The sequence below is a fragment of the Streptomyces sp. NP-1717 genome, from assembly GCF_022695985.1.
Lineage (GTDB): Bacteria > Actinomycetota > Actinomycetes > Streptomycetales > Streptomycetaceae > Streptomyces.
In genome coordinates this window covers 1-17,791 of record NZ_JAAPBF010000149.1, presented here as the reverse complement: position 1 = coordinate 17,791, position 17,791 = coordinate 1, and the positions used below count along the sequence as shown (strand labels likewise).

The following is a 17,791-nucleotide window of genomic DNA, read 5'->3' as shown; positions in this document are numbered from 1 at the left end:
GTCGGCTAACTTCAGGCGTCGCGGACGCTCAACCTCACCTTCCGGGCGGAATCCTCATGACTCGCGCCATCTCTCTGCACAGTGTCAGCAAGGTGTACGGACGGGCCACCCGTGCCGTCGACCGACTTTCTCTGGACATCGACCCCGGCGAGTTCGTGGTGCTGCTCGGCCCGTCCGGCTGCGGCAAGTCCACCGTGCTGCGCATGATCGCCGGTCTGGAGGACATCACCGAGGGTGAGTTGCTCCTCGACGGCGAGCGCTCCAACCTGATGCCGCCCCGCGAGCGCGGCATGGCGATGGTGTTCCAGAACTTCGCGCTGTACCCGAGCATGACCAACCGCGACAACATCGGTTTCCCCCTCCGGCTGGAGAAGCCGCGCCAGGACAGCTCGGAACGCGTCGAGGCCACCGCCCGGATGCTCGGGATCGAGAACGTACTGGACCGCTACCCCAGCCAGCTCTCCGGCGGCGAGCGCCAGCGCGTCGCGATGGGCCGCGCCATCTCACGGCGCCCGTCGGCGTTCCTCATGGACGAGCCGCTGTCCAACCTCGACGCCAAGCTGCGCAACCATCTCCGGGCGGAGATAGCCCAGTTGACGGCCGAACTGGGCGTCACCACCGTCTATGTGACACATGACCAGGCCGAGGCGATGTCGCTCGGCGACCGCGTCGCCGTCATGCGCGGCGGCGTGCTCCAGCAGGTCGGTTCACCGCGCGAGGTGTACGCGCTGCCGGGCAACGTCTTCGTCGCCGCCTTCATCGGCACCCCGCGCATCAATCTGCTCCAGGCCGTCGTCTACGCGCCGCTCGAAGGCCGGATGTCGATCGACCTCGGCCGACAGCGGCTGCCGCTGCCCGAACCCCTCAGCCCCGACCACCAGTTGCTCCGGATCCAGCAGGGCCGGCAGATCATCGTCGGGCTGCGGTCCGAGGCGGTGCGTATCGCACCGCCGAGCCAGGCCCGCCCCGGTGAGGTGGCGCTGAGCGGCATCGTCGAGCACATGGAGTACCAGGGGCACGAGGCGCTGGTGCACCTCAACACCGGCTCGCAGCCCGCCGTGGTGCCCGACCTCGAATCGGCCCGCCCGAGGACGGCGCCGCGCCGCCGCCGCGCCGGACCGGGAGTCCTGGAGCGTCTGCGGGAGCGGGCCGCCGCGCATGTCCCCGGCCGGTTCCCCGCGAACGTCTCGGGTCCCGTCGTGGTGCTGGACGACCCGGAGCCGCTGGCCTCCGCCGCGTACACCCCGGACCGCCCCGCCCTCACGGCGAGCGACCTGGTTGTGCGGACCGGCCCCGACACGCGGCTGCGTACGGGGGCACAGGTGCCGCTCCTGGTCGACCTGGCGCATCTCTACGTCTTCGACCACTACGGCCGGCGGATCTGTCCCGCGCCGGCGGACATGCCCGGCCTCGACGGGTGACGCCGCCCCCGATGTGACGTTCGGGACCCCGGGGGTGCCTGGCGCCGGAAAACTAACACCGCTAGTTTGGGTGCGACGACGCCGAACCGGCCGTGCGCGGCAGTCCCGGGAGGAACACCGATGAAGGCACACGACAGCATGTACATCGGCGGCGAGTGGCGCCCCGCCGCCGGCGCCGACACCATCGCCGTCGTCAACCCGGCGACCGAGCAGGTCATCGCGGAGGTCCCGGCGGGTACCGCCGAGGACATCGACGCCGCCGTACGTGCCGCACGGGCCGCCTTCCCCGGCTGGGCGGCCACCCCGCCCGCCGAGCGCGCGGCGCGCCTCGCGGCCCTGCGCGACGCGATGGCCGCCCGCAAGGACGAGATCGCCGAGACCGTCACCGCCGAACTGGGCTCGCCCCTGCGGCTGTCGAAGGCCGTGCACGCCTCGGCGCCGGTGGCCGTCGCCGGCTCGTACGCCGAACTCGCCGCCTCCTACGCCTTCGAGGAGCGGATCGGCAACTCGACCGTACTGCTGGAGCCGGTGGGTGTCGTCGGGGCGATCACCCCCTGGAACTACCCGCTGCACCAGATCGTCGCCAAGGTCGCCCCCGCGCTCGCCGCCGGCTGCACGATCGTCGTCAAGCCCGCCGAGGACACCCCGCTGACCGCGCAGCTCTTCGCCGAGGCCGTCCACGAGGCCGGGCTGCCCGCGGGCGTCGTCAACGTGGTCACCGGCGTCGGCGCCGTCGCCGGGCAGGCCCTCGCCGCGCACGAGGACGTCGACCTCGTCTCGTTCACCGGCTCCACCGCCGTCGGCAGGCGAATCGGCGCCACGGCGGGAGCGGCCGTCAAGCGCGTCGCGCTGGAGCTGGGGGGCAAGTCCGCGAACGTGATCCTGCCGAGCGCCGATCTCGCCAGGGCCGTCAAGGCCGGCGTCGCCAACGTCATGACCAACTCCGGCCAGACGTGCAGCGCGTGGACCCGGATGCTGGTCCACACCGACCGGTACGAGGAGGCCGTGGCGGCCGCCGGGGCCGCCGTCGCCTCCTACCGGGCGGGCGACCCGCACGACGAACTGTGCCGCGTGGGCCCCGTCGTCAACGCGGGACAGCGGGCCCGGGTGCGCGGCTACATCGAGCAGGGCCTCGCCGAGGGCGCCCGGCTGGTCGCGGGCGGTGCCCAGCCCCCGCACGACACCGGCTACTTCGTCGCACCCACCGTCTTCGCGGACGTCACACCGGAGATGAGCATCGCCCAGGAGGAGATCTTCGGGCCCGTCCTGTCGATCCTCCGGTACGAGGACGAGGACGACGCCCTGCGCATCGCCAACGGCACCGTCTACGGCCTCGCCGGAGCGGTCTGGGCGGGCGACGACGACGAGGCGGTCGCCTTCGCGCGGCGGATGGACACCGGCCAGGTCGACATCAACGGCGGCCGGTTCAACCCCCTGGCGCCGTTCGGTGGTTACAAGCAGTCGGGCGTCGGCCGGGAACTCGGCCCGCACGGCCTCGCCGAGTACCTTCAGACCAAGTCCCTCCAGTTCTGAGCCGGGAGAGAAACCGATCGTGGTCCGCGCAGCCGTCCTGCCCGCCGTCGGGGCTCCGTTGGAGATCACCGACATCGAACTGCCCGAGCCCGGCCCCGGCCGGGTGCGGATCCGGCTCGCCGCCGCCGGGGTCTGCCACTCCGACCTGTCCCTCACCGACGGCACCATGCGGCTGCCCGTCCCCGCCGTCCTCGGCCACGAGGGCGCCGGTACGGTCCTGTCCGTCGGCGAGGGCGTCACCCATGTCGCACCCGGTGACGGCGTCGTCCTCAACTGGGCCCCGTCCTGCGGCCGGTGCCACCACTGCCGCCTCGGCGAGGTCTGGCTCTGCGCCTCGGCGCTGACCGGCGCGGGCGCGATCCACGCCCGTACGGCCGACGGCACGGACCTCCACCCCGGCCTGAACGTCGCCGCGTTCGCCGAGGAGACGGTCGTCGCCGCGAACTGTGTCCTGCCCGTCCCCGACGGCATCCCGCTCGCCGACGCGGCGCTGCTCGGCTGCGCCGTCCTCACCGGATACGGCGCCGTGCACCACAGCGCGCGGGTGCGCGCGGGCGAGAGCGTGGTCGTCCTCGGCGTCGGCGGTGTCGGCCTCGCGGTGCTCCAGTCCGCGCGTATCGCCGGAGCGTCCACGATCGTCGCCGTCGACGTCTCGCCGGAGAAGGAGGAGTTGGCGCGGGCCGCCGGAGCCACCGACTATCTCGTCTCCTCCGCCACCACCGCCAGGGAGGTACGCGGACTCACCGGCGGGCAGGGCGCGGACGTCGCCGTGGAGTGCGCCGGCCGCGCCGTCACCATCCGTACGGCGTGGGAGTCGACCCGCAGGGGCGGCCGGACCACGGTCGTCGGCATCGGCGGCAAGGACCAGCAGGTGACGTTCAACGCCCTGGAGCTGTTCCACTGGGGCCGCACGCTGTCGGGGTGCGTGTACGGCAACTGCGACCCGGTCCGTGATCTGCCGGTCCTCGCCGGACACGTCCGGGCCGGCCGCCTGGACCTCGGCTCGCTGGTGACGAAACGGATCACGCTGGAGGAGATACCGGCCGCGTTCGACGCCATGCTCGCGGGGCGTGGCGGCCGGGCACTGGTCGTCTTCTGACGGTGCCCGGGCGCCACCCGACAGGCTCTCAGGTCCCCCGGGCGGCTCCGGCCTTCTCCCGGCGCGGGCGGGAGCGCGCGACCGCGACTCCCGCCAGGCAGAGCACACCGCCGGCGAGCGTGAGCGCGCCGGGGATCTCGTCCAGCAGCAGCCAGGCCATCAGGACGACGATCGCCGGCACCGCGTACGTCGTGGCGCCCATCCGCGACGCGGTCGTACGGGCCAGGGCGTATGCCCAGGTCGTGAACGCCAGCGCGGTCGGGAAGACGCCCAGATAGACCATGTTGAGCGTCGCCGACAGCGGCGCGTCGGCGGCGTCCCGCACGAGCTGCCAGCCGAACGGGAGGCAGGCCACCGCCCCGATCAGCGCGCCGTACGTCGTCACCTGCAGCGGGGTCGCGTACGCCAGCGTGGGCTTCTGCGCGACGACACCGCCCGCGTAGGCCACCGCCGCCACCAGGCAGAGCACCACGCCGAGTACGGAGGTGCTGCCGCCGCCCGCCATCGACAGGCCGACCACCACGGCGCCGGCGAAGGACACCGCCATACCGGTGAGCAGCCGGGGCGCCAGGCTCTCGTCCAGCAGACGGAACGCGAGCAGCGCCATGAGCAGCGGCGCGATGTTGACAACGAGGGACGCCGTGCCCGCGTCGACCAGCTGTTCGCCCCAGTTGAGGACGACCGAGTAGCCGCCGAACCAGAGCAGCCCCGACACCGCGATACCGGGCCACGCGGCGCGCGGCGGCAGCCCTTCGCGGCGTATCAGCAGGATCGCGACCAGCACCAGCGACCCGGTCAGCAGCCGGCCGAGCGCCAGCGCGCCCGGCGCGTACGCCTCGCCCGCGCTGCGTATGGACACGAAGGCCGACGCCCAGAGGATGACAGTGACCCCGGCGGCGGCCAGGGCCAGCGGCTGCGCGCGGCCGGCGGATCTGTCGGGCGCGGTGGACGCGATGGGCGCGCCGCCGGGAGGAGCGGCCGCCGGGGCGGCCGGGCGCGCCTGGGCACGCGGGGAGAATTTCGCCATGCGAGCGATGTTAAGCCCTTAACACTTCGGCTGTCACCGAAGTATTACCGGAGTCTCGCCGCCTCGATCCCCAGCAGCTCGGCGAACGCGTGCTCACCGGTCGGTGTCACCCGCACCGCCCGCTCCGTACCGATGCGCACACACCACTTCGACTCCAGCGCGAGCCGGCACAGACCCGCCCCCGCCACTCCCGCCAGATGGCGGCGCCGCTCCGTCCAGTCCAGGCACGAGCTGACCACCGGGCGCCGGCCGGCGCCCTCCAGCGCGATTCCCCGCTCGCGGAACCAGTCCGTGCCCTGCTCGGTGAGGGCGAAGCCCGCGTCCGTCAGCAGCAGTCCGCGACGTCCCATCGCCTCCGTGATCGTCACCCCGAGCCGGCCGGCGAAGTGGTCGTAACAGGTGCGCCCGCGCGCCATGGCGCCGCTCGCCCCCGACGCGCGCACGCCGTGCGGGCTGTCACGGCCCGGCATCACGTGCGCGGCCAGCGACTCGACCAGCTCGGCGGTGGTCGCGTCGGCCAGCCGCACGTACCGGTGGCGGCCCTGCCGCTCCTCGGTGACCAGCCGCGCGGCGGTCAGTTTCCCGATGTGCTCACTGGCGGTGGACGCGGCGACACCGGCCTCACGGGCCAGCTCGCCGGCCGTCCAGGCGCGTCCGTCGAGCAGCGACAGACAGAAGACGGCCCGCGTCTCGTCGGCGAGCAGCGCGGCGAAGCCCGCGAGGAGCGAGCCGGGGGACGGCGCCGGCGCGGGGAGTCCGAAGGGGTCGGCGGTGGCCGGTTCCGCGGTGGAGCCGGCCGCTTTCGGGGTGGGGGTCTGCGGCATGTCTCCAGGGTGCCTCAAGAACTCTTCGGTGTGGCCCGAACTGTCTCGTACTGCCCCGCCAGCCCGTCGATCAGCGCCCTGAGCCCCGTCTCGAAGGCCCCCTCGTCCACCCGCTGCTGCCGCTCGGCCAGCAGATGGGCCTGGCCGAGGTGCGGATAGTCGGCGGGGTCGTACGCCGTCTCGTCGTCCACGAAGCCGCGCGCGAACGAGCCGAGCGCCGAGCCCGTGATGAAGTACCGCATCAGCGCCCCGATATGGGTCGCCTGGGCCGGCGGCCACCCCGCCCGGACCATCGCGCCGAAGACCGCGTCAGCCACCCGCAGCCCCGCCGGCCGGCGGCCCGGTCCCTGGGCGAGCACGGGCACGATGTGCGGGTGCGCGGTGAGGGCGGCGCGGTAGGAGACGGCGTAGTCGTGCAGCGCGGTGCGCCAGTCCCGTACGTCGTCCTCGTCGAACATCGACAGATCGACCTGCGCGCTGACGGAGTCCGCGACGGCGTCCAGGATCTCGTCCTTGTTGCGGAAGTGGTTGTAGAGGGACGGCCCGCTGACCCCCAGCTCCGCCGCCAGCCGGCGGGTGGAGACGGCGCCGAGCCCCTCGGCGTCCACGAGCGCGCCCGCGGTCGTGACGATGCGGTCTCTGCTCAGGAGCGGCTTGCGGGGTCGGGCCATGGCGCACATCGTATGGCCGTGGTCCCGGCGCCCGTCCCGGCCCCACCGCCCGGCGGCGCTACGGCGGCGGATCCGCGACGGGCCTAAGCGCTTGCTCACCTTCGGGGTAGGGTGTGCGTTCTGCCGACCGGAAGGGGCGAGAGCGATGCGTACGGCGGAACGGACGGCCGACGGCGAGGGTATGCCGTGGGGTGAGGTCACCCCCGAGGCGGCCAGGAGGCTGCTCGTCGCCGCCGTGGAGGCGTTCGCCGAACGCGGGTACCACGCCACCACCACTCGCGACATCGCGAGCCGGGCCGGTATGAGCCCGGCGGCGCTCTACATCCACTACAAGACCAAGGAAGAGCTGCTCCACCGGATCAGCCGGATCGGCCACGACAAGGCCCTGGAGATCCTTCAGGCCGCCGCCGACCGCGACGGCACGGCGGCCGAGCGGCTCACCGACGCGGTCCGCTCCTTCGTCCGCTGGCACGCGGCACGCCACACCACGGCGCGCGTGGTCCAGTACGAACTCGACGCCCTCGCGGACGAACACCGCACCGAGATCGTCGAACTGCGCAGGCGCAGCGACGCGACCGTCCGCCAGATCCTCCAGGACGGCGTGCGCGACGGGGAGTTCGACGTCCCGGACGTGCCGGGCACCACCCTGGCCGTGCTGTCGCTCTGCATCGACGTGGCGCGCTGGTTCAACACACAGGGGCGCCGGACGCCCGACGAGGTCGGCGCCCTCTATGCCGACCTCGTGCTCCGCATGGTGGTGTCGCGTGACGCGTGAGGACGTGCGGTCAAAAGTGGCGACGTCCGGTCAGAAGTAGTACCGGGAGACCGACTCCGCCACGCACACCGGCTTCTCCGCGTCCTCGCGTTCCACCGTGACGAGCGTGGTGACCTGAACGCCGCCGCCCGCCTCGGTGACTTCCTTCAGGGCGGCTGTCGCGCGTACCCGTGAGCCCACGGGTACGGGGGCGGGGAAACGGACCTTGTTGACGCCGTAGTTGACGCCCATCGTCACGTTCTCGACGGTCAGCACCTGCGGGACGAGGACCGGCAGGAGCGACAGCGTCAGATAGCCGTGCGCGATGGTCGTGCCGAACCGCCCCTTCGCCGCCCGCTCCGGGTCCACATGGATCCACTGGTGGTCACCGGTGGCCTCGGCGAAGAGATCGATCCGCTTCTGGTCGACCTCCAGCCAGTCGCTGTGCCCCAACTGCTCGCCGACGGCGGCGCGCAGCTCCTCCGCGGATGTGAAGATCCTCGGCTCGGCCATGTCTGTCGATACCTGCCTCTCACGCACTGTCCCGGGCGGTGTCCAAGCGCTTGCTCAGCATGGTTGGGGCCGCCTGTCCTGTCAACGCGTGACACGTCGGGCCGACGTAGGCTCGGCCGGGTGCCGAAGATTCCGGAGAAGGTCCAAGAACTCACCGTCGGGCAGCTGTCGGCGCGCAGTGGTGCCGCGACGTCGGCCCTGCACTTCTACGAGGCGAAAGGGCTCATCAGCAGCCGCAGGACCAGCGGCAACCAGCGCCGCTACACCAGGGACACACTGCGCCGGGTCGCCTTCGTGCGCGCGGCCCAGCGCGTGGGGATCCCGCTCGCCACCATCAGGGACGCTCTCGCCGAGCTTCCCGAGGGGCGTACTCCGAACCACGACGACTGGGCCCGGCTCTCCAAGGCATGGCGATCGGAACTCGACGAGCGCATCAAACGGCTCGGCCGGCTGCGCGACCATCTGACCGACTGCATCGGCTGCGGATGCCTGTCGCTGGATTCGTGCGTACTGTCCAACCCGGACGACGCGTTCGGCGACCGGATGTCCGGCTCCCGGCTCCTGGCCGAGCGCAGGCGCGCGCCGAAGTAGCCTCCACGCGCTGTCCGTTACGTCCTCACGGACCGGTGCGCCCCCGACCGGTCCGTATACCGTCCGCCGTCATCGGGCCCGCCACGGCGGGCGGCGGGTCAGGCGACCGAGGCCAGCTCCCGCTGCCGCACGAGCTTCGCCCGCTCCATGGCCTCGGACGTGAGAACGGGCCGCGGCACGACAATGCCACAGCCCTTGCACACCGGTCCCGACCACGGAGCCTGCGACAGATCCGGCCGCCAGACGATCCCCTTCTCCGCGCACACCGGGCACACGCCGCCCGGTCCCGACTCCAGGCCGGCGATCAGCCGGCGCAGCACCTCGGCGAGCGGCTCCGTCGGATGGACGGCCGGGTCGTCGCACCGCACCACCCCGTTGCCGCCCCAGGTCCTGCGGTGCCAGTCGTCGAACGTACGCGGTCTTCTCAGCCCGTCGTGCTTCTCGCGCTTGCGGCGCTTGGCGAACTGGACCTCGTAGGCGAGCCAGACGGCCCGCGCCTCCTCGAGTTCGTCGAGCGCGGCCGTCAGCCGCGCCGGATCGGGAGCTCTGTCCTCCGGCTCGATGTCGTGCCGTTCACACAGGTGGTCCCAGGTGGCCCGATGACCGTAAGGGGCGAATCGTTCAAGGCACTTGCGCAGTGAGTACCGGCGCAGCGCCAGATCGCATCGTGGATCGCGCACCTGTCTCGCGAGACTCCGGAATCCGGCCATCGCCCGCCACCTCCGTCGGTTGCTGTACCAGCGTCATCCAATAGACGTACGCGTGCCCGATCCGGCTCCATCGAAAATCCGATGGCAGCCATCAGGCGAATTTTCACTCCTGAGGGCTGCGCCGGACCGGCCGGTCCTGTCGGTCCCGTTGTACGTCCTACCGGTGCCGGGTCGCTTTCACCCGGGTCGCGGACCTTCCGCCGCGACATACCGACCGGTTAGTCTGCGGGCGGTGAGTGGTGTTGTCCCGCGGTGAACCGGAGAGGCAGGTCCGATGAGTACGGTGCAGGGCGCGCGAGTGGTGGTCACAGGAGCCGGTGGCGGTATCGGCGCCGCCCTCGCCCGCGGATTCGCCGCCGGCGGAGCCCGCGTCGTCGTCAACGACCTCGACGCCGCGAAGGCGGCGGCCGTCGCCGAGTCCATCGGCTCCGGCACCGTCGCCGTACCGGGCGACGCCTCTGCGATGGTCGAACAGGCCCGCGACGCGCTCGGCGGGAGCGTCGACATCTACTGCGCCAACGCCGGGCTCGGTTCGCCCGGTGACGCCTTCGCCGACGAGGACGTGTGGGCCTCCGCCTGGGACGTCAACGTCATGGCGCACGTGCGCGCCTCCCGGATACTGCTGCCCGACTGGCTGGAACGCGGCGCCGGCCGGTTCGTCTCCACTGTCTCCGCGGCCGGACTGCTCACCATGATCGGCGCCGCGCCGTACAGCGTCACCAAGCACGGCGCCCTCGCCTACGCGGAATGGCTCTCGCTGACCTACCGCCACCGAGGGCTCAAGGTCCACGCCATCTGCCCGCAGGGCGTCCGTACGGACATGCTCACCGCCGCCGGATCGGCGGGCGAGCTCGTACTCGCGCCGACGGCGATCGAGCCCGGGGCCGTCGCCGACGCGCTCTTCGACGCCATGGCCGAGGACCGGTTCCTGGTGCTGCCGCACACCGAGGTGGCCGGCTACTACCGGGCCCGCTCCACCGACCCCGACCGCTGGCTGACCGGCATGAACCAGATCCAGCAGAAATGGGAAGGAGCCGGGCGGTGACCGACACCTACCGTGTGGAGGTCCTGCCCGTGCCGCCCCCGACCACGAGTGGGAAGATCCTCAGGCGTGAACCGCGTTCACGCAAGGAGACGGCGCCGGACGCGGCGGCGCCGAACACAGCGGCGGCGTACACCGCCGCGAGCTGAGAAGGCAGGTGGCGACAGTGGCCAGAACGACGGACGGGAACGGCACCCCGGTCCCCCAGCGGCTGCTGGCCGCCGCCACCCGGCTCTTCGCCGAGCAGGGTTACGGCAGCACGTCGGTCCAGGAGATCGTGGAGGCGGCCGGCGTAACCAAGGGCGCGCTGTACCACTACTTCGGCTCCAAGGAGGACCTCCTCCAGGAGGTGTACGCCCGGGTGCTGCGCCTCCAGCAGGAGCGGCTGGACGCCTTCGCCGACGCCGACGAGCCCGTGGAGCGGCGGCTGCGCGCGGCGGCTGCCGACGTCGTCGTGACCACCATCGAGAATCTGGACGACGCGGCGATCTTCTTCCGCTCGATGCACCATCTGAGTCCGGAGAAGAACAAGCAGGTACGGGCCGAGCGGCGGCGCTACCACGAGCGGTTCCGCGCCCTGGTCGAAGAGGGCCAGCGCAGCGGGGTCTTCACCTCCGCCACGCCCTCCGACCTGGTGGTGGACTACCACTTCGGGTCGGTCCACCACCTCTCCACCTGGTACCGGCCGGACGGCCCGCTCACACCGCAGCAGGTCGCCGACCACCTCGCCGACCTGCTGCTGCGCGCGCTGCGGCCCTAGCCATCCCCGGCCCCGGTCCCGGTCCCGGTCCGGCTACAGGTACTTCTTCAACTCCCGGCGCGCCAGCGACCGTTGGTGCACCTCGTCCGGCCCGTCGGCCAGCCGCAGCGTCCGCGCGGCGGCCCACAGCTCGGCCAGCGGGAAGTCCTGGCTGACCCCGCCGGCGCCGTGCAGCTGCACGGCGCTGTCGATGATGTCGACCACCGCGCGCGGCGTCGCGATCTTGATGGCCTGGATCTCCGTGTGCGCGCCCCGGTTGCCGACCGTGTCCATCAGCCAGGCCGTCTTGAGCACCAGCAGCCGCAACTGCTCGACCGTCACCCGCGCGTCGGCGATCCAGTTCTGGACCACGCCCTGCTGGGCGATGGACTTGCCGAAGGCCGTACGGGACACCGCCCGCAGGCACATCAGCTCGATGGCACGCTCGGCCATGCCGATCAGCCGCATGCAGTGGTGGATCCGGCCGGGGCCGAGCCGGGCCTGGGCGATGGCGAAGCCGCCGCCCTCCTCGCCGACGAGATTCGCCGCCGGTACCCGGACGTCCGAGAAGACCACCTCGGCGTGACCCCCGTGGTAGTGGTCCTCGTAGCCGTACACACTCATCGCCCGCTCGACGGTGAGGCCGGGGGTGTCGCGCGGGACGAGGACCATCGACTGCTGGCGGCGGGTGTCGGCGCCGTCCGGGTCGGTCTTGCCCATCACGATGAAGATCCGGCAGTCCGGGTTCATCGCCCCGGAGATGTACCACTTGCGGCCGTTGATCACGTAGTCGTCGCCGTCGCGGTCGATCCGGGTCCGGATGTTCGTCGCGTCGGACGAGGCGACCTCCGGCTCGGTCATCGCGAACGCCGAGCGGATCTCACCGGCGAGCAGCGGCTCCAGCCAGCGCTTCTTCTGCTCGTCGCTGCCGAACTGGGCCAGTACCTCCATGTTTCCGGTGTCGGGAGCCGCGCAGTTGAGCGCCGTAGGGGCCAACTGCGGGCTGCGGCCGGTGATTTCGGCGAGCGGCGCGTACTGGAGATTGGTGAGCCCGGCGCCGTGCTCCGCGTCCGGGAGGAACAGGTTCCACAGCCCCCGCTCGCGGGCCTCGGCCTTCAGCTCGTCCACGATCGCCGGGGTGTCCCACGGGTCGGCGAGCAGGGCCCGCTGTTCGTGCGCGATCGCCTCGGCGGGACGGACGTGCTCGTCCATGAAGGCCAGCAGCCGGGTGCGGAGTTCCTCGGTGCGGGCGTCGAATGCGAAGTCCATGGGTCCGGGTCAGCCTTCCTGAAGGGTGGTCAGGCCGTGCTCGATGAAGACGGGGACGAGCTCCCCGATGCGCTCGAAACCGCCGCCGACCGTCTGGCCCAGCGTGTAGCGGTAGTGGATGCCTTCGAGGATCACCGCGAGCTTGAACCAGGCGAAGGCCGTGTACCAGGCGATCGCCGAGGTGTCACGGCCGGACCCGGCGGCGTAGCGCTCGACCAGTTCGGCCGGGGCCGGATGACCGGCCGCGCCGGCGGTCGTACTGATCGGTGAGCCCGTGATCTCCAGCGGAGCGCTGTACATCACCAGCAGACCGAGGTCGGTCAGCGGATCGCCGAGGGTGGACATCTCCCAGTCCAGCACGGCCTTGATGCGGTCGTCGTCGCCGATCAGGACGTTGTCGAGCCGGTAGTCGCCGTGGATGACGGTGGGCGCGGGGGAGTGGGGCAGGGAACGCCCGAGAGCGGCGTGCAGCTCGTCGACCCCGGCCAGCTCGCGATTGCGTGAGGCGTCCAACTGCTTTCCCCAGCGGCGCAGTTGGCGGTCGAGGAAGCCCTCGGGGCGGCCGAAGCCGGCGAGCCCCACGGCGGCGGGGTCGACCGCGTGCAGTTCCACGAGGGTGTCCACGAGACCGAGGAGCGCGGCACGGGTCCGCCCGGGGCCGAGCGGGGCGAGCTGTTCGGCCGTACGGTACGGGGTCCCCGTCACGTACTCCATCAGGTAGAACGGCGCCCCGAGCACGTCCGGGTCCTCGCACAGCAGCAGTGGCTCGGGCACCGGCACGGCCGTCGGGTGCAGCGCGCTGATCACCCGGAACTCACGCTTCATGTCGTGCGCGGTGGCCAGCACATGGCCGAGCGGGGGCCGGCGGACCACCCAGTCATGGGCGCCGTCGGTCACCGCGTACGTCAGGTTCGACCGGCCGCCCTCGATCAGCCGGGCGCTCAGCGGTCCCTCCACCAGACCGGGGCGGTCGCGGTCGAGACGGCCGCGCAGCTTCTCCGGGTCGAGTCCTGGCGGGGGACTGGCGCTCATCGGTCGTACCTCCACGGACGGCGGGGCGGCGGGGGCGGGCGAAGCCCGCGCCGTCAATGATGCCGACCAGTCGGTATGCCGTCCAGTGCGTGGCGGGAAACCGCCGGAGGGTGTGACGGGGCCGGTGTGACGGGGCCGGTGCGCCGGGTCCGTGACCGGACCCGGCGGTGTCACGGTGTTCCGTCCGGGGTCAGTGGTCGTCCCAGTGCCCGTCGTGGGCGGCGTGGCGGTGGCCGTCGTGGACGTAGTCCTGGTGGTCGCCGTGCGCGACGGCGGGGTGGCCGCAGCCCTCGCCGTGCCGGTGCGGGTGGTTGTCGTGGGTGACGTGGGCGACGGGCTCGCACTCGTCCCAGTGTTCGGCGTGCTTGCGGTGCAGATGGCCGTCGTGTGCGTAGTCGACGTGGTCGCCGTGCCGCACCTCGGTGTGGCCGCAGGTCGGTCCGTGGGTGTGCTCGTGCGTCGGGTGTTCCTGGTGGATCGCCGTCATGATGCGCGCCTTTTGTCAGTGTATGGAGTGTTTTGCTGAGCCGGACGGGACGCTACCAGCCCTGTCCGTCATGGCCGGTAGGTCCGCTTCCGCGTCCCGAAAACCGAATGACCGCACGGGGTGCGCGGTGCTGAACTGGACGCATGAACGCCGGAACCGCGCCGCCGCCCAGGCCCTACCGCTGGTCGCTGTCCGCGTTCGGCGGCGGCCGGCCCGACCAGCTCGGCACGCTCCCCGCGCCGCGTGACCAGAGCCCGCCGGACGAGCTGGTCCTCTCCGAGCTGACCGCCGTCACCGCCAAGGTCCTCGCCCGCTCCGACGGCGCCGACCTCTGCTTCCTCGGCCGGTCGCTCGACTCCATGTACGACCTGCTGACCGGCGCGCTGGAACACTCGCCGTGGGACGGGCGGTTGCTGCGGCTGCCGGTCTCCTGCACGGCGGACGACCACTGGAGCCCCGCCGCCGGCCGCCGATTCCGCGAGCATCTCGCGGCCGTGGGCCTGGAGCCGTACGCGCTGGCCCGCCGCAAGCGCCCGATCGCCCTGGTCGACGTCGTGGCCTGGGGGCGCAGTTACGGCGTCCTCCACCGGCACCTGGCCGGCTGGATCGAGGAGACCCGCGAACCGTGGGCGGTCATCCGCCGCAAGCTCCGCTACATCGGGGTGACGTCGCGCTGCCGCAGCAGCCCTCACACCGAGCGCTGGCAGCAGGACCCCGACAACGACTGGGTGCGGACCCTGCCCGCCGGGCACGTGACCAACGTGTCCCTGGACCACCGCGTGTGGTCGCATCTGGCGAACGACCAGCCGAAGGTCAACGAGTCGTTCCCGCACTGGAACTGGTTCGACGAGCCGTCGACACTGGCGCCCCGTCACCACCAGGTCGCCCGCGCGCTCGCCGAGGCCCGGTACTTCACCGAAGCGGGCCGCGACACCGACCTACGCGAGGAACTGATCCGGCTGATGGCCCGTGAACCGGGCTTCGCGGGACGCGAACAGCGCAGGATCGCCCTGGCGCTCCGTACGAGGGCCACCTCCCGCACCGGCTCCGGCACCCGCCCCCGCACGGGCACCCGGGCACGGTACAAGACGGGCAACCGCTAGGGGGTGTCCGCGAAGTCCGGCCTGGCCCGGCGGGCGGACGACGCCACTTCGCGGACACCCCCCGAGAACGCCGACCGGTGCCGGGCCGGGGCGCCCCGGTCACCGCTCAGAGCACGGTCACGCCGAACGCCGCCAGGCAGATCACACAGACCACCGCCGCGACCCCCGCGCGCACCGGCAGCGCACGCGGCCGCGCCGTGTCCAGCGCCACGATCCGCCGGTGCGCCACCCACAGGAACGCCACCCACACCAGAGCGCTCAGCGCCGCCCCCACCACGCCCACCGCCGTCACGTCGTCCCGCGCGACCTGCCTGCCCGCGAGCACCGCCACGACCGTGTACGTCAGGGTCGTACGCCGCCAGGCCAGCCGGGTCCGCTCCGGCTGGAGGCCGGGGTCCCGCGCGGCCCCGGGCGCGGGCGGACTCCCCATCAGCCGGACCGGTCGATCAGCACCACGACCAGCATGATCACGGCGACGGCGGCGACCGACAGACCCAGCAGCGTCGGGAAGGGCGTCACCGGCAGGTCCTCGCCCCGGCGCATCGCCCGCTCGCTGCGCACCCAGTGGCTGATCGCGCGCAGGGCGCTGAGCGCGCCCACGGCGAAGAGGAGCACGGCCAGCCCCACGCGGACACCCCAGCGCAGGTCGGGCAGGAACTGGTCCACCGCGAATCCGCCGCCCACCAGGGCGAGCGCGGTACGGATCCAGGCGAGGAACGTCCGTTCGTTGGCGAGCGAGAAGCGGTAGTCGGGGGTCGTGCCCTCGTCGCCGATCCGCCGGGGCGCGAACCACAGACGCAGGTTCCGTACGAAGTCGATCACCCGTCGCACCTTACGGCCCGGCCCGCGACAGCGAACCGGCCCGTCACGCGCGGGTCGCCCTGAGCCGTTCGTACGCCGCCAGGCCGTCCGGCGTCCACAGCCACCCGCCGTCGGCGGGCCCGCGCGCCAGCCGTTGGTCCAGCTCCTCCTCCGTGAGGAAGGTGTGCCAGTCGATCTCCTCCGCCTGGGGGGAGACCGGCAGCGGGCAGCGGACCTCGTAGACGCGCGACCACCAGCCCTGCCCGCCGTCCCCGGGCTCGTACAGGAACGAGAACAGCGGCACGGGGCGCGGCAGACCCGGGACACCCAGCTCCTCCTCGGCCTCGCGCAGCGCCGCGTCGTCGTACGTCTCGCCCGCCCCGACGACCCCGCCCACGAACATGTCGTGGTGGGACGGGAAGACGAGCGTGGTGGCGGTCCTGCGGTGGACGAAGACGCGGTCGTCGGCGTCGCGCGCCAGGATGAAGGCGCACCGGTGCCGCAGCCCCTTCGCGTACGCCTCCCCGCGCGTGGCCTGCCGGACGACACGGTCGTTCTCGTCGACGATGTCGAGGATTTCGTCAGCGGCGCTCATGGGGGACAGCCTGGCATGCCGAACAGTTGACTCGTTACCGGCCCGTACGGAAGATCGGACCACCTCAGTCGCCCCGAGAAGGTGGGATGCCATGGCGTACGACGCTGATGTGATCGTGATCGGCGCGGGACTGGCGGGGCTGGTCGCCACCGCCGAACTCGTCGACGCCGGGCGCTCGGTCATCCTGCTCGACCAGGAGCCCGAGGGGTCCATCGGCGGACAGGCCCACTGGTCCTTCGGCGGGATGTTCCTCGTGGACTCTCCCGAGCAGCGGCGGCTGCGCGTCAAGGACAGCCGTGAACTCGCCCTCCAGGACTGGCTCGGCACGGCCGGCTTCGACCGCGACGAGGACCACTGGCCGCGCAAGTGGGCCGAGGCGTACGTGGACTTCGCCGCCGGGGAGAAGCGCTCCTGGCTGCGCGAGCGGGGCGTGCGGTTCTTCCCGGTCGTCGGCTGGGCCGAGCGCGGCGGCTACGGCGCGCGCGGGCACGGCAACTCGGTACCGCGCTTCCACATCACCTGGGGGACCGGCCCCGGAGTCGTCGAACCGTTCGAGCGGAAGGTACGCGAAGGCGCCGCCAAGGGGCTGGTGACGTTCCGTTTCCGGCACCGGGTCACCGGACTCGGCGCCACGGCCGGCGCCGTCGACACCGTGACGGGTGAGGTGCTGGAGCCCAGCGACGCCGAACGCGGCACGGCCAGCAGCCGCGTCACGGCCGGCGCGTTCGAACTCAGGGCCCAGGCCGTGATCGTGACGTCGGGCGGTATCGGCGGCAACCACGACCTCGTACGCGCCCAGTGGCCCGAACGCCTCGGCACCCCGCCCGAGGAGATGCTCTCCGGTGTGCCCGCCCATGTCGACGGACTGATGCTCGGCATCACCGAGAGCGCCGGCGCCCACCACATCAACCGCGACCGGATGTGGCACTACACGGAGGGCATCGAGAACTGGAACCCGATCTGGGCCAGGCACGGCATCCGGATCCTGCCCGGCCCCTCGTCGCTCTGGCTCGACGCGCGCGGCCGGCGGCTGCCGGTGCCGCTGTTCCCCGGATTCGACACCCTCGGCACGCTCGACCACATCATGCGCTCGGGCCACGACCACACCTGGTTCGTCCTCAACCAGCGCGTCATCGGCAAGGAGTTCGCGCTCTCGGGCTCCGAGCAGAACCCCGACCTGACGGGGAAGTCCGTCCGCGACGTGATCAACCGGGCGCGGCAGGACGTGCCGGGACCGGTGAAGGCGTTCATGGACAACGGCGCGGACTTCGTCGTGGAGAAGGACCTGACCGCGCTCGTACGCGGCATGAACGCGCTCACCGGAACGCCACTGATCGACGAGGCGGAACTGCGCCGGGAGATCACCGCCCGGGACAGGGAGGTCGCGAACCCCTTCACCAAGGACCTCCAGATGACGGCCGTCCGGGGGGCGCGCGCGTATCTGGGCGACAAGCTGATCCGTACGGTGGCGCCGCACCGCATCCTCGACCCGAAGGCCGGTCCGCTGATCGCCGTACGGCTGCACATCCTCACCCGCAAGTCGCTCGGCGGCCTGGAGACCGATCTGTCGTCGCGCGTGC

21 protein-coding genes are annotated in these 17,791 nt (G+C 72.2%); 10 read left to right on the top strand and 11 right to left on the bottom strand.

Annotated elements, in window-relative coordinates; genetic code table 11:
- Positions 1-56 precede the first annotated feature (56 nt).
- The 3 genes from GXP76_RS24860 to GXP76_RS24850 all read left to right on the top strand — a co-directional run bounded on the left by GXP76_RS24860 (position 57) and on the right by GXP76_RS24850 (position 4,053).
- Positions 57-1,421, top strand: a complete 1,365-nt coding sequence (locus GXP76_RS24860; RefSeq protein ID WP_242573819.1) for an ABC transporter ATP-binding protein — start codon at positions 57-59, stop codon at positions 1,419-1,421.
- A gap of 120 nt (positions 1,422-1,541) precedes the next feature.
- Entirely contained in the window at positions 1,542-2,954 is a 1,413-nt protein-coding gene (locus tag GXP76_RS24855; RefSeq protein ID WP_242573818.1) for an aldehyde dehydrogenase family protein, read from the top strand.
- 19 nt (positions 2,955-2,973) lie between these two features.
- Positions 2,974-4,053, top strand: a complete 1,080-nt coding sequence (locus GXP76_RS24850) for a Zn-dependent alcohol dehydrogenase (RefSeq protein ID WP_242573817.1) — start codon at positions 2,974-2,976, stop codon at positions 4,051-4,053.
- Positions 4,054-4,081: 28 nt separating this feature from the next.
- Here the strand turns inward: GXP76_RS24850 and GXP76_RS24845 are convergent, their stop codons facing one another.
- The 3 genes from GXP76_RS24845 to GXP76_RS24835 are packed head-to-tail and all read right to left on the bottom strand — an operon-like array spanning position 4,082 to position 6,575.
- Positions 4,082-5,080 carry a DMT family transporter gene (locus tag GXP76_RS24845; RefSeq protein ID WP_242573816.1) on the bottom strand — a complete coding sequence of 333 codons (999 nt, stop codon included), beginning with the start codon at positions 5,078-5,080 and terminating at the stop codon, positions 4,082-4,084.
- A gap of 44 nt (positions 5,081-5,124) precedes the next feature.
- The gene (locus GXP76_RS24840; protein ID WP_242573815.1) at positions 5,125-5,904 is read right to left on the bottom strand and encodes a helix-turn-helix transcriptional regulator; all 780 of its coding nucleotides are present in this window, start codon (positions 5,902-5,904) and stop codon (positions 5,125-5,127) included.
- A gap of 14 nt (positions 5,905-5,918) precedes the next feature.
- Positions 5,919-6,575, bottom strand: a complete 657-nt coding sequence (locus GXP76_RS24835; RefSeq protein WP_242573814.1) for a TetR/AcrR family transcriptional regulator — start codon at positions 6,573-6,575, stop codon at positions 5,919-5,921.
- A 145-nt stretch (positions 6,576-6,720) separates the two neighbouring features.
- Between GXP76_RS24835 and GXP76_RS24830 the strand changes: the two genes are divergently transcribed.
- Positions 6,721-7,350 carry a TetR/AcrR family transcriptional regulator gene (locus tag GXP76_RS24830; protein WP_242573813.1) on the top strand — a complete coding sequence of 210 codons (630 nt, stop codon included), beginning with the start codon at positions 6,721-6,723 and terminating at the stop codon, positions 7,348-7,350.
- Positions 7,351-7,380: 30 nt separating this feature from the next.
- On the opposite strand, the gene GXP76_RS24825 is transcribed toward GXP76_RS24830, so the two are convergent.
- A complete protein-coding gene (locus GXP76_RS24825) occupies positions 7,381-7,842 on the bottom strand; it encodes a MaoC family dehydratase (protein WP_242573812.1) in 462 nt (153 codons plus the stop codon).
- A 120-nt stretch (positions 7,843-7,962) separates the two neighbouring features.
- On the opposite strand from GXP76_RS24825, the gene soxR reads away from it, so the two are divergent.
- Complete coding sequence (soxR, locus tag GXP76_RS24820; protein WP_242573811.1) at positions 7,963-8,433, top strand: redox-sensitive transcriptional activator SoxR; 471 nt, start codon at positions 7,963-7,965, stop codon at positions 8,431-8,433.
- Positions 8,434-8,531: 98 nt separating this feature from the next.
- On the opposite strand, the gene GXP76_RS24815 is transcribed toward soxR, so the two are convergent.
- Positions 8,532-9,143 carry a hypothetical protein gene (locus GXP76_RS24815; protein WP_242573810.1) on the bottom strand — a complete coding sequence of 204 codons (612 nt, stop codon included), beginning with the start codon at positions 9,141-9,143 and terminating at the stop codon, positions 8,532-8,534.
- A gap of 274 nt (positions 9,144-9,417) precedes the next feature.
- On the opposite strand from GXP76_RS24815, the gene GXP76_RS24810 reads away from it, so the two are divergent.
- From GXP76_RS24810 to GXP76_RS24800, 3 genes are read left to right on the top strand one after another with little or no spacing between them, the layout of a single operon-like run.
- Positions 9,418-10,188: an SDR family oxidoreductase gene (locus tag GXP76_RS24810; RefSeq protein WP_242573809.1), complete on the top strand. Its 771-nt coding sequence runs from the start codon at positions 9,418-9,420 to the stop codon at positions 10,186-10,188.
- Positions 10,185-10,334 carry a hypothetical protein gene (locus GXP76_RS24805; protein WP_242573808.1) on the top strand — a complete coding sequence of 50 codons (150 nt, stop codon included), beginning with the start codon at positions 10,185-10,187 and terminating at the stop codon, positions 10,332-10,334. The genes GXP76_RS24810 and GXP76_RS24805 overlap by 4 nt, the downstream gene beginning before the upstream one ends.
- A 17-nt stretch (positions 10,335-10,351) precedes the next feature.
- The gene (locus GXP76_RS24800) at positions 10,352-10,945 is read left to right on the top strand and encodes a TetR/AcrR family transcriptional regulator (RefSeq protein ID WP_242573807.1); all 594 of its coding nucleotides are present in this window, start codon (positions 10,352-10,354) and stop codon (positions 10,943-10,945) included.
- Between the two features lie 33 nt (positions 10,946-10,978).
- Here GXP76_RS24800 and GXP76_RS24795 read toward each other — a convergent pair whose 3' ends face one another.
- The 3 genes from GXP76_RS24795 to GXP76_RS24785 all read right to left on the bottom strand — a co-directional run bounded on the left by GXP76_RS24795 (position 10,979) and on the right by GXP76_RS24785 (position 13,712).
- A complete protein-coding gene (locus tag GXP76_RS24795; protein WP_242573806.1) occupies positions 10,979-12,193 on the bottom strand; it encodes an acyl-CoA dehydrogenase family protein in 1,215 nt (404 codons plus the stop codon).
- A gap of 9 nt (positions 12,194-12,202) precedes the next feature.
- Entirely contained in the window at positions 12,203-13,225 is a 1,023-nt protein-coding gene (locus GXP76_RS24790; protein ID WP_242573805.1) for a phosphotransferase family protein, read from the bottom strand.
- Positions 13,226-13,415: 190 nt separating this feature from the next.
- Positions 13,416-13,712: a hypothetical protein gene (locus tag GXP76_RS24785; protein ID WP_242573804.1), complete on the bottom strand. Its 297-nt coding sequence runs from the start codon at positions 13,710-13,712 to the stop codon at positions 13,416-13,418.
- Positions 13,713-13,855: 143 nt separating this feature from the next.
- On the opposite strand from GXP76_RS24785, the gene GXP76_RS24780 reads away from it, so the two are divergent.
- Positions 13,856-14,815 carry a hypothetical protein gene (locus GXP76_RS24780; protein ID WP_242573803.1) on the top strand — a complete coding sequence of 320 codons (960 nt, stop codon included), beginning with the start codon at positions 13,856-13,858 and terminating at the stop codon, positions 14,813-14,815.
- 106 nt (positions 14,816-14,921) lie between these two features.
- On the opposite strand, the gene GXP76_RS24775 is transcribed toward GXP76_RS24780, so the two are convergent.
- The 3 genes from GXP76_RS24775 to GXP76_RS24765 are packed head-to-tail and all read right to left on the bottom strand — an operon-like array spanning position 14,922 to position 16,211.
- Positions 14,922-15,245: a DUF202 domain-containing protein gene (locus tag GXP76_RS24775; protein WP_242573802.1), complete on the bottom strand. Its 324-nt coding sequence runs from the start codon at positions 15,243-15,245 to the stop codon at positions 14,922-14,924.
- Positions 15,245-15,637: a DUF202 domain-containing protein gene (locus GXP76_RS24770; protein WP_242573801.1), complete on the bottom strand. Its 393-nt coding sequence runs from the start codon at positions 15,635-15,637 to the stop codon at positions 15,245-15,247. Before GXP76_RS24770 ends, GXP76_RS24775 begins: the two co-directional genes overlap by 1 nt.
- 43 nt (positions 15,638-15,680) lie before the next feature.
- The gene (locus GXP76_RS24765; protein WP_242573800.1) at positions 15,681-16,211 is read right to left on the bottom strand and encodes an NUDIX hydrolase; all 531 of its coding nucleotides are present in this window, start codon (positions 16,209-16,211) and stop codon (positions 15,681-15,683) included.
- Between the two features lie 91 nt (positions 16,212-16,302).
- Here GXP76_RS24765 and GXP76_RS24760 point away from each other — a divergent pair.
- Positions 16,303-17,791 (top strand): FAD-binding dehydrogenase (locus tag GXP76_RS24760; RefSeq protein WP_242573799.1); only part of this gene is annotated, 1,489 nt, incomplete at its 3' end.

What these genes read in the sequence shown, in the direction of transcription:
- GXP76_RS24860 (WP_242573819.1), top strand. Translation starts at nt 57, where the DNA reads ATGACTCGCGCCATCTCTCTGCACAGTGTCAGCAAGGTGTACGGACGG.
- GXP76_RS24855 (WP_242573818.1), top strand. Translation starts at nt 1,542, where the DNA reads ATGAAGGCACACGACAGCATGTACATCGGCGGCGAGTGGCGCCCCGCC.
- GXP76_RS24845 (WP_242573816.1), bottom strand. Translation starts at nt 5,080, where the DNA reads ATGGCGAAATTCTCCCCGCGTGCCCAGGCGCGCCCGGCCGCCCCGGCG.
- GXP76_RS24840 (WP_242573815.1), bottom strand. Translation starts at nt 5,904, where the DNA reads ATGCCGCAGACCCCCACCCCGAAAGCGGCCGGCTCCACCGCGGAACCG.
- GXP76_RS24835 (WP_242573814.1), bottom strand. Translation starts at nt 6,575, where the DNA reads ATGGCCCGACCCCGCAAGCCGCTCCTGAGCAGAGACCGCATCGTCACG.
- GXP76_RS24830 (WP_242573813.1), top strand. Translation starts at nt 6,721, where the DNA reads ATGCGTACGGCGGAACGGACGGCCGACGGCGAGGGTATGCCGTGGGGT.
- GXP76_RS24825 (WP_242573812.1), bottom strand. Translation starts at nt 7,842, where the DNA reads ATGGCCGAGCCGAGGATCTTCACATCCGCGGAGGAGCTGCGCGCCGCC.
- GXP76_RS24815 (WP_242573810.1), bottom strand. Translation starts at nt 9,143, where the DNA reads ATGGCCGGATTCCGGAGTCTCGCGAGACAGGTGCGCGATCCACGATGC.
- GXP76_RS24810 (WP_242573809.1), top strand. Translation starts at nt 9,418, where the DNA reads ATGAGTACGGTGCAGGGCGCGCGAGTGGTGGTCACAGGAGCCGGTGGC.
- GXP76_RS24795 (WP_242573806.1), bottom strand. Translation starts at nt 12,193, where the DNA reads ATGGACTTCGCATTCGACGCCCGCACCGAGGAACTCCGCACCCGGCTG.
- GXP76_RS24790 (WP_242573805.1), bottom strand. Translation starts at nt 13,225, where the DNA reads ATGAGCGCCAGTCCCCCGCCAGGACTCGACCCGGAGAAGCTGCGCGGC.
- GXP76_RS24785 (WP_242573804.1), bottom strand. Translation starts at nt 13,712, where the DNA reads ATGACGGCGATCCACCAGGAACACCCGACGCACGAGCACACCCACGGA.
- GXP76_RS24780 (WP_242573803.1), top strand. Translation starts at nt 13,856, where the DNA reads ATGAACGCCGGAACCGCGCCGCCGCCCAGGCCCTACCGCTGGTCGCTG.
- GXP76_RS24775 (WP_242573802.1), bottom strand. Translation starts at nt 15,245, where the DNA reads ATGGGGAGTCCGCCCGCGCCCGGGGCCGCGCGGGACCCCGGCCTCCAG.
- GXP76_RS24765 (WP_242573800.1), bottom strand. Translation starts at nt 16,211, where the DNA reads ATGAGCGCCGCTGACGAAATCCTCGACATCGTCGACGAGAACGACCGT.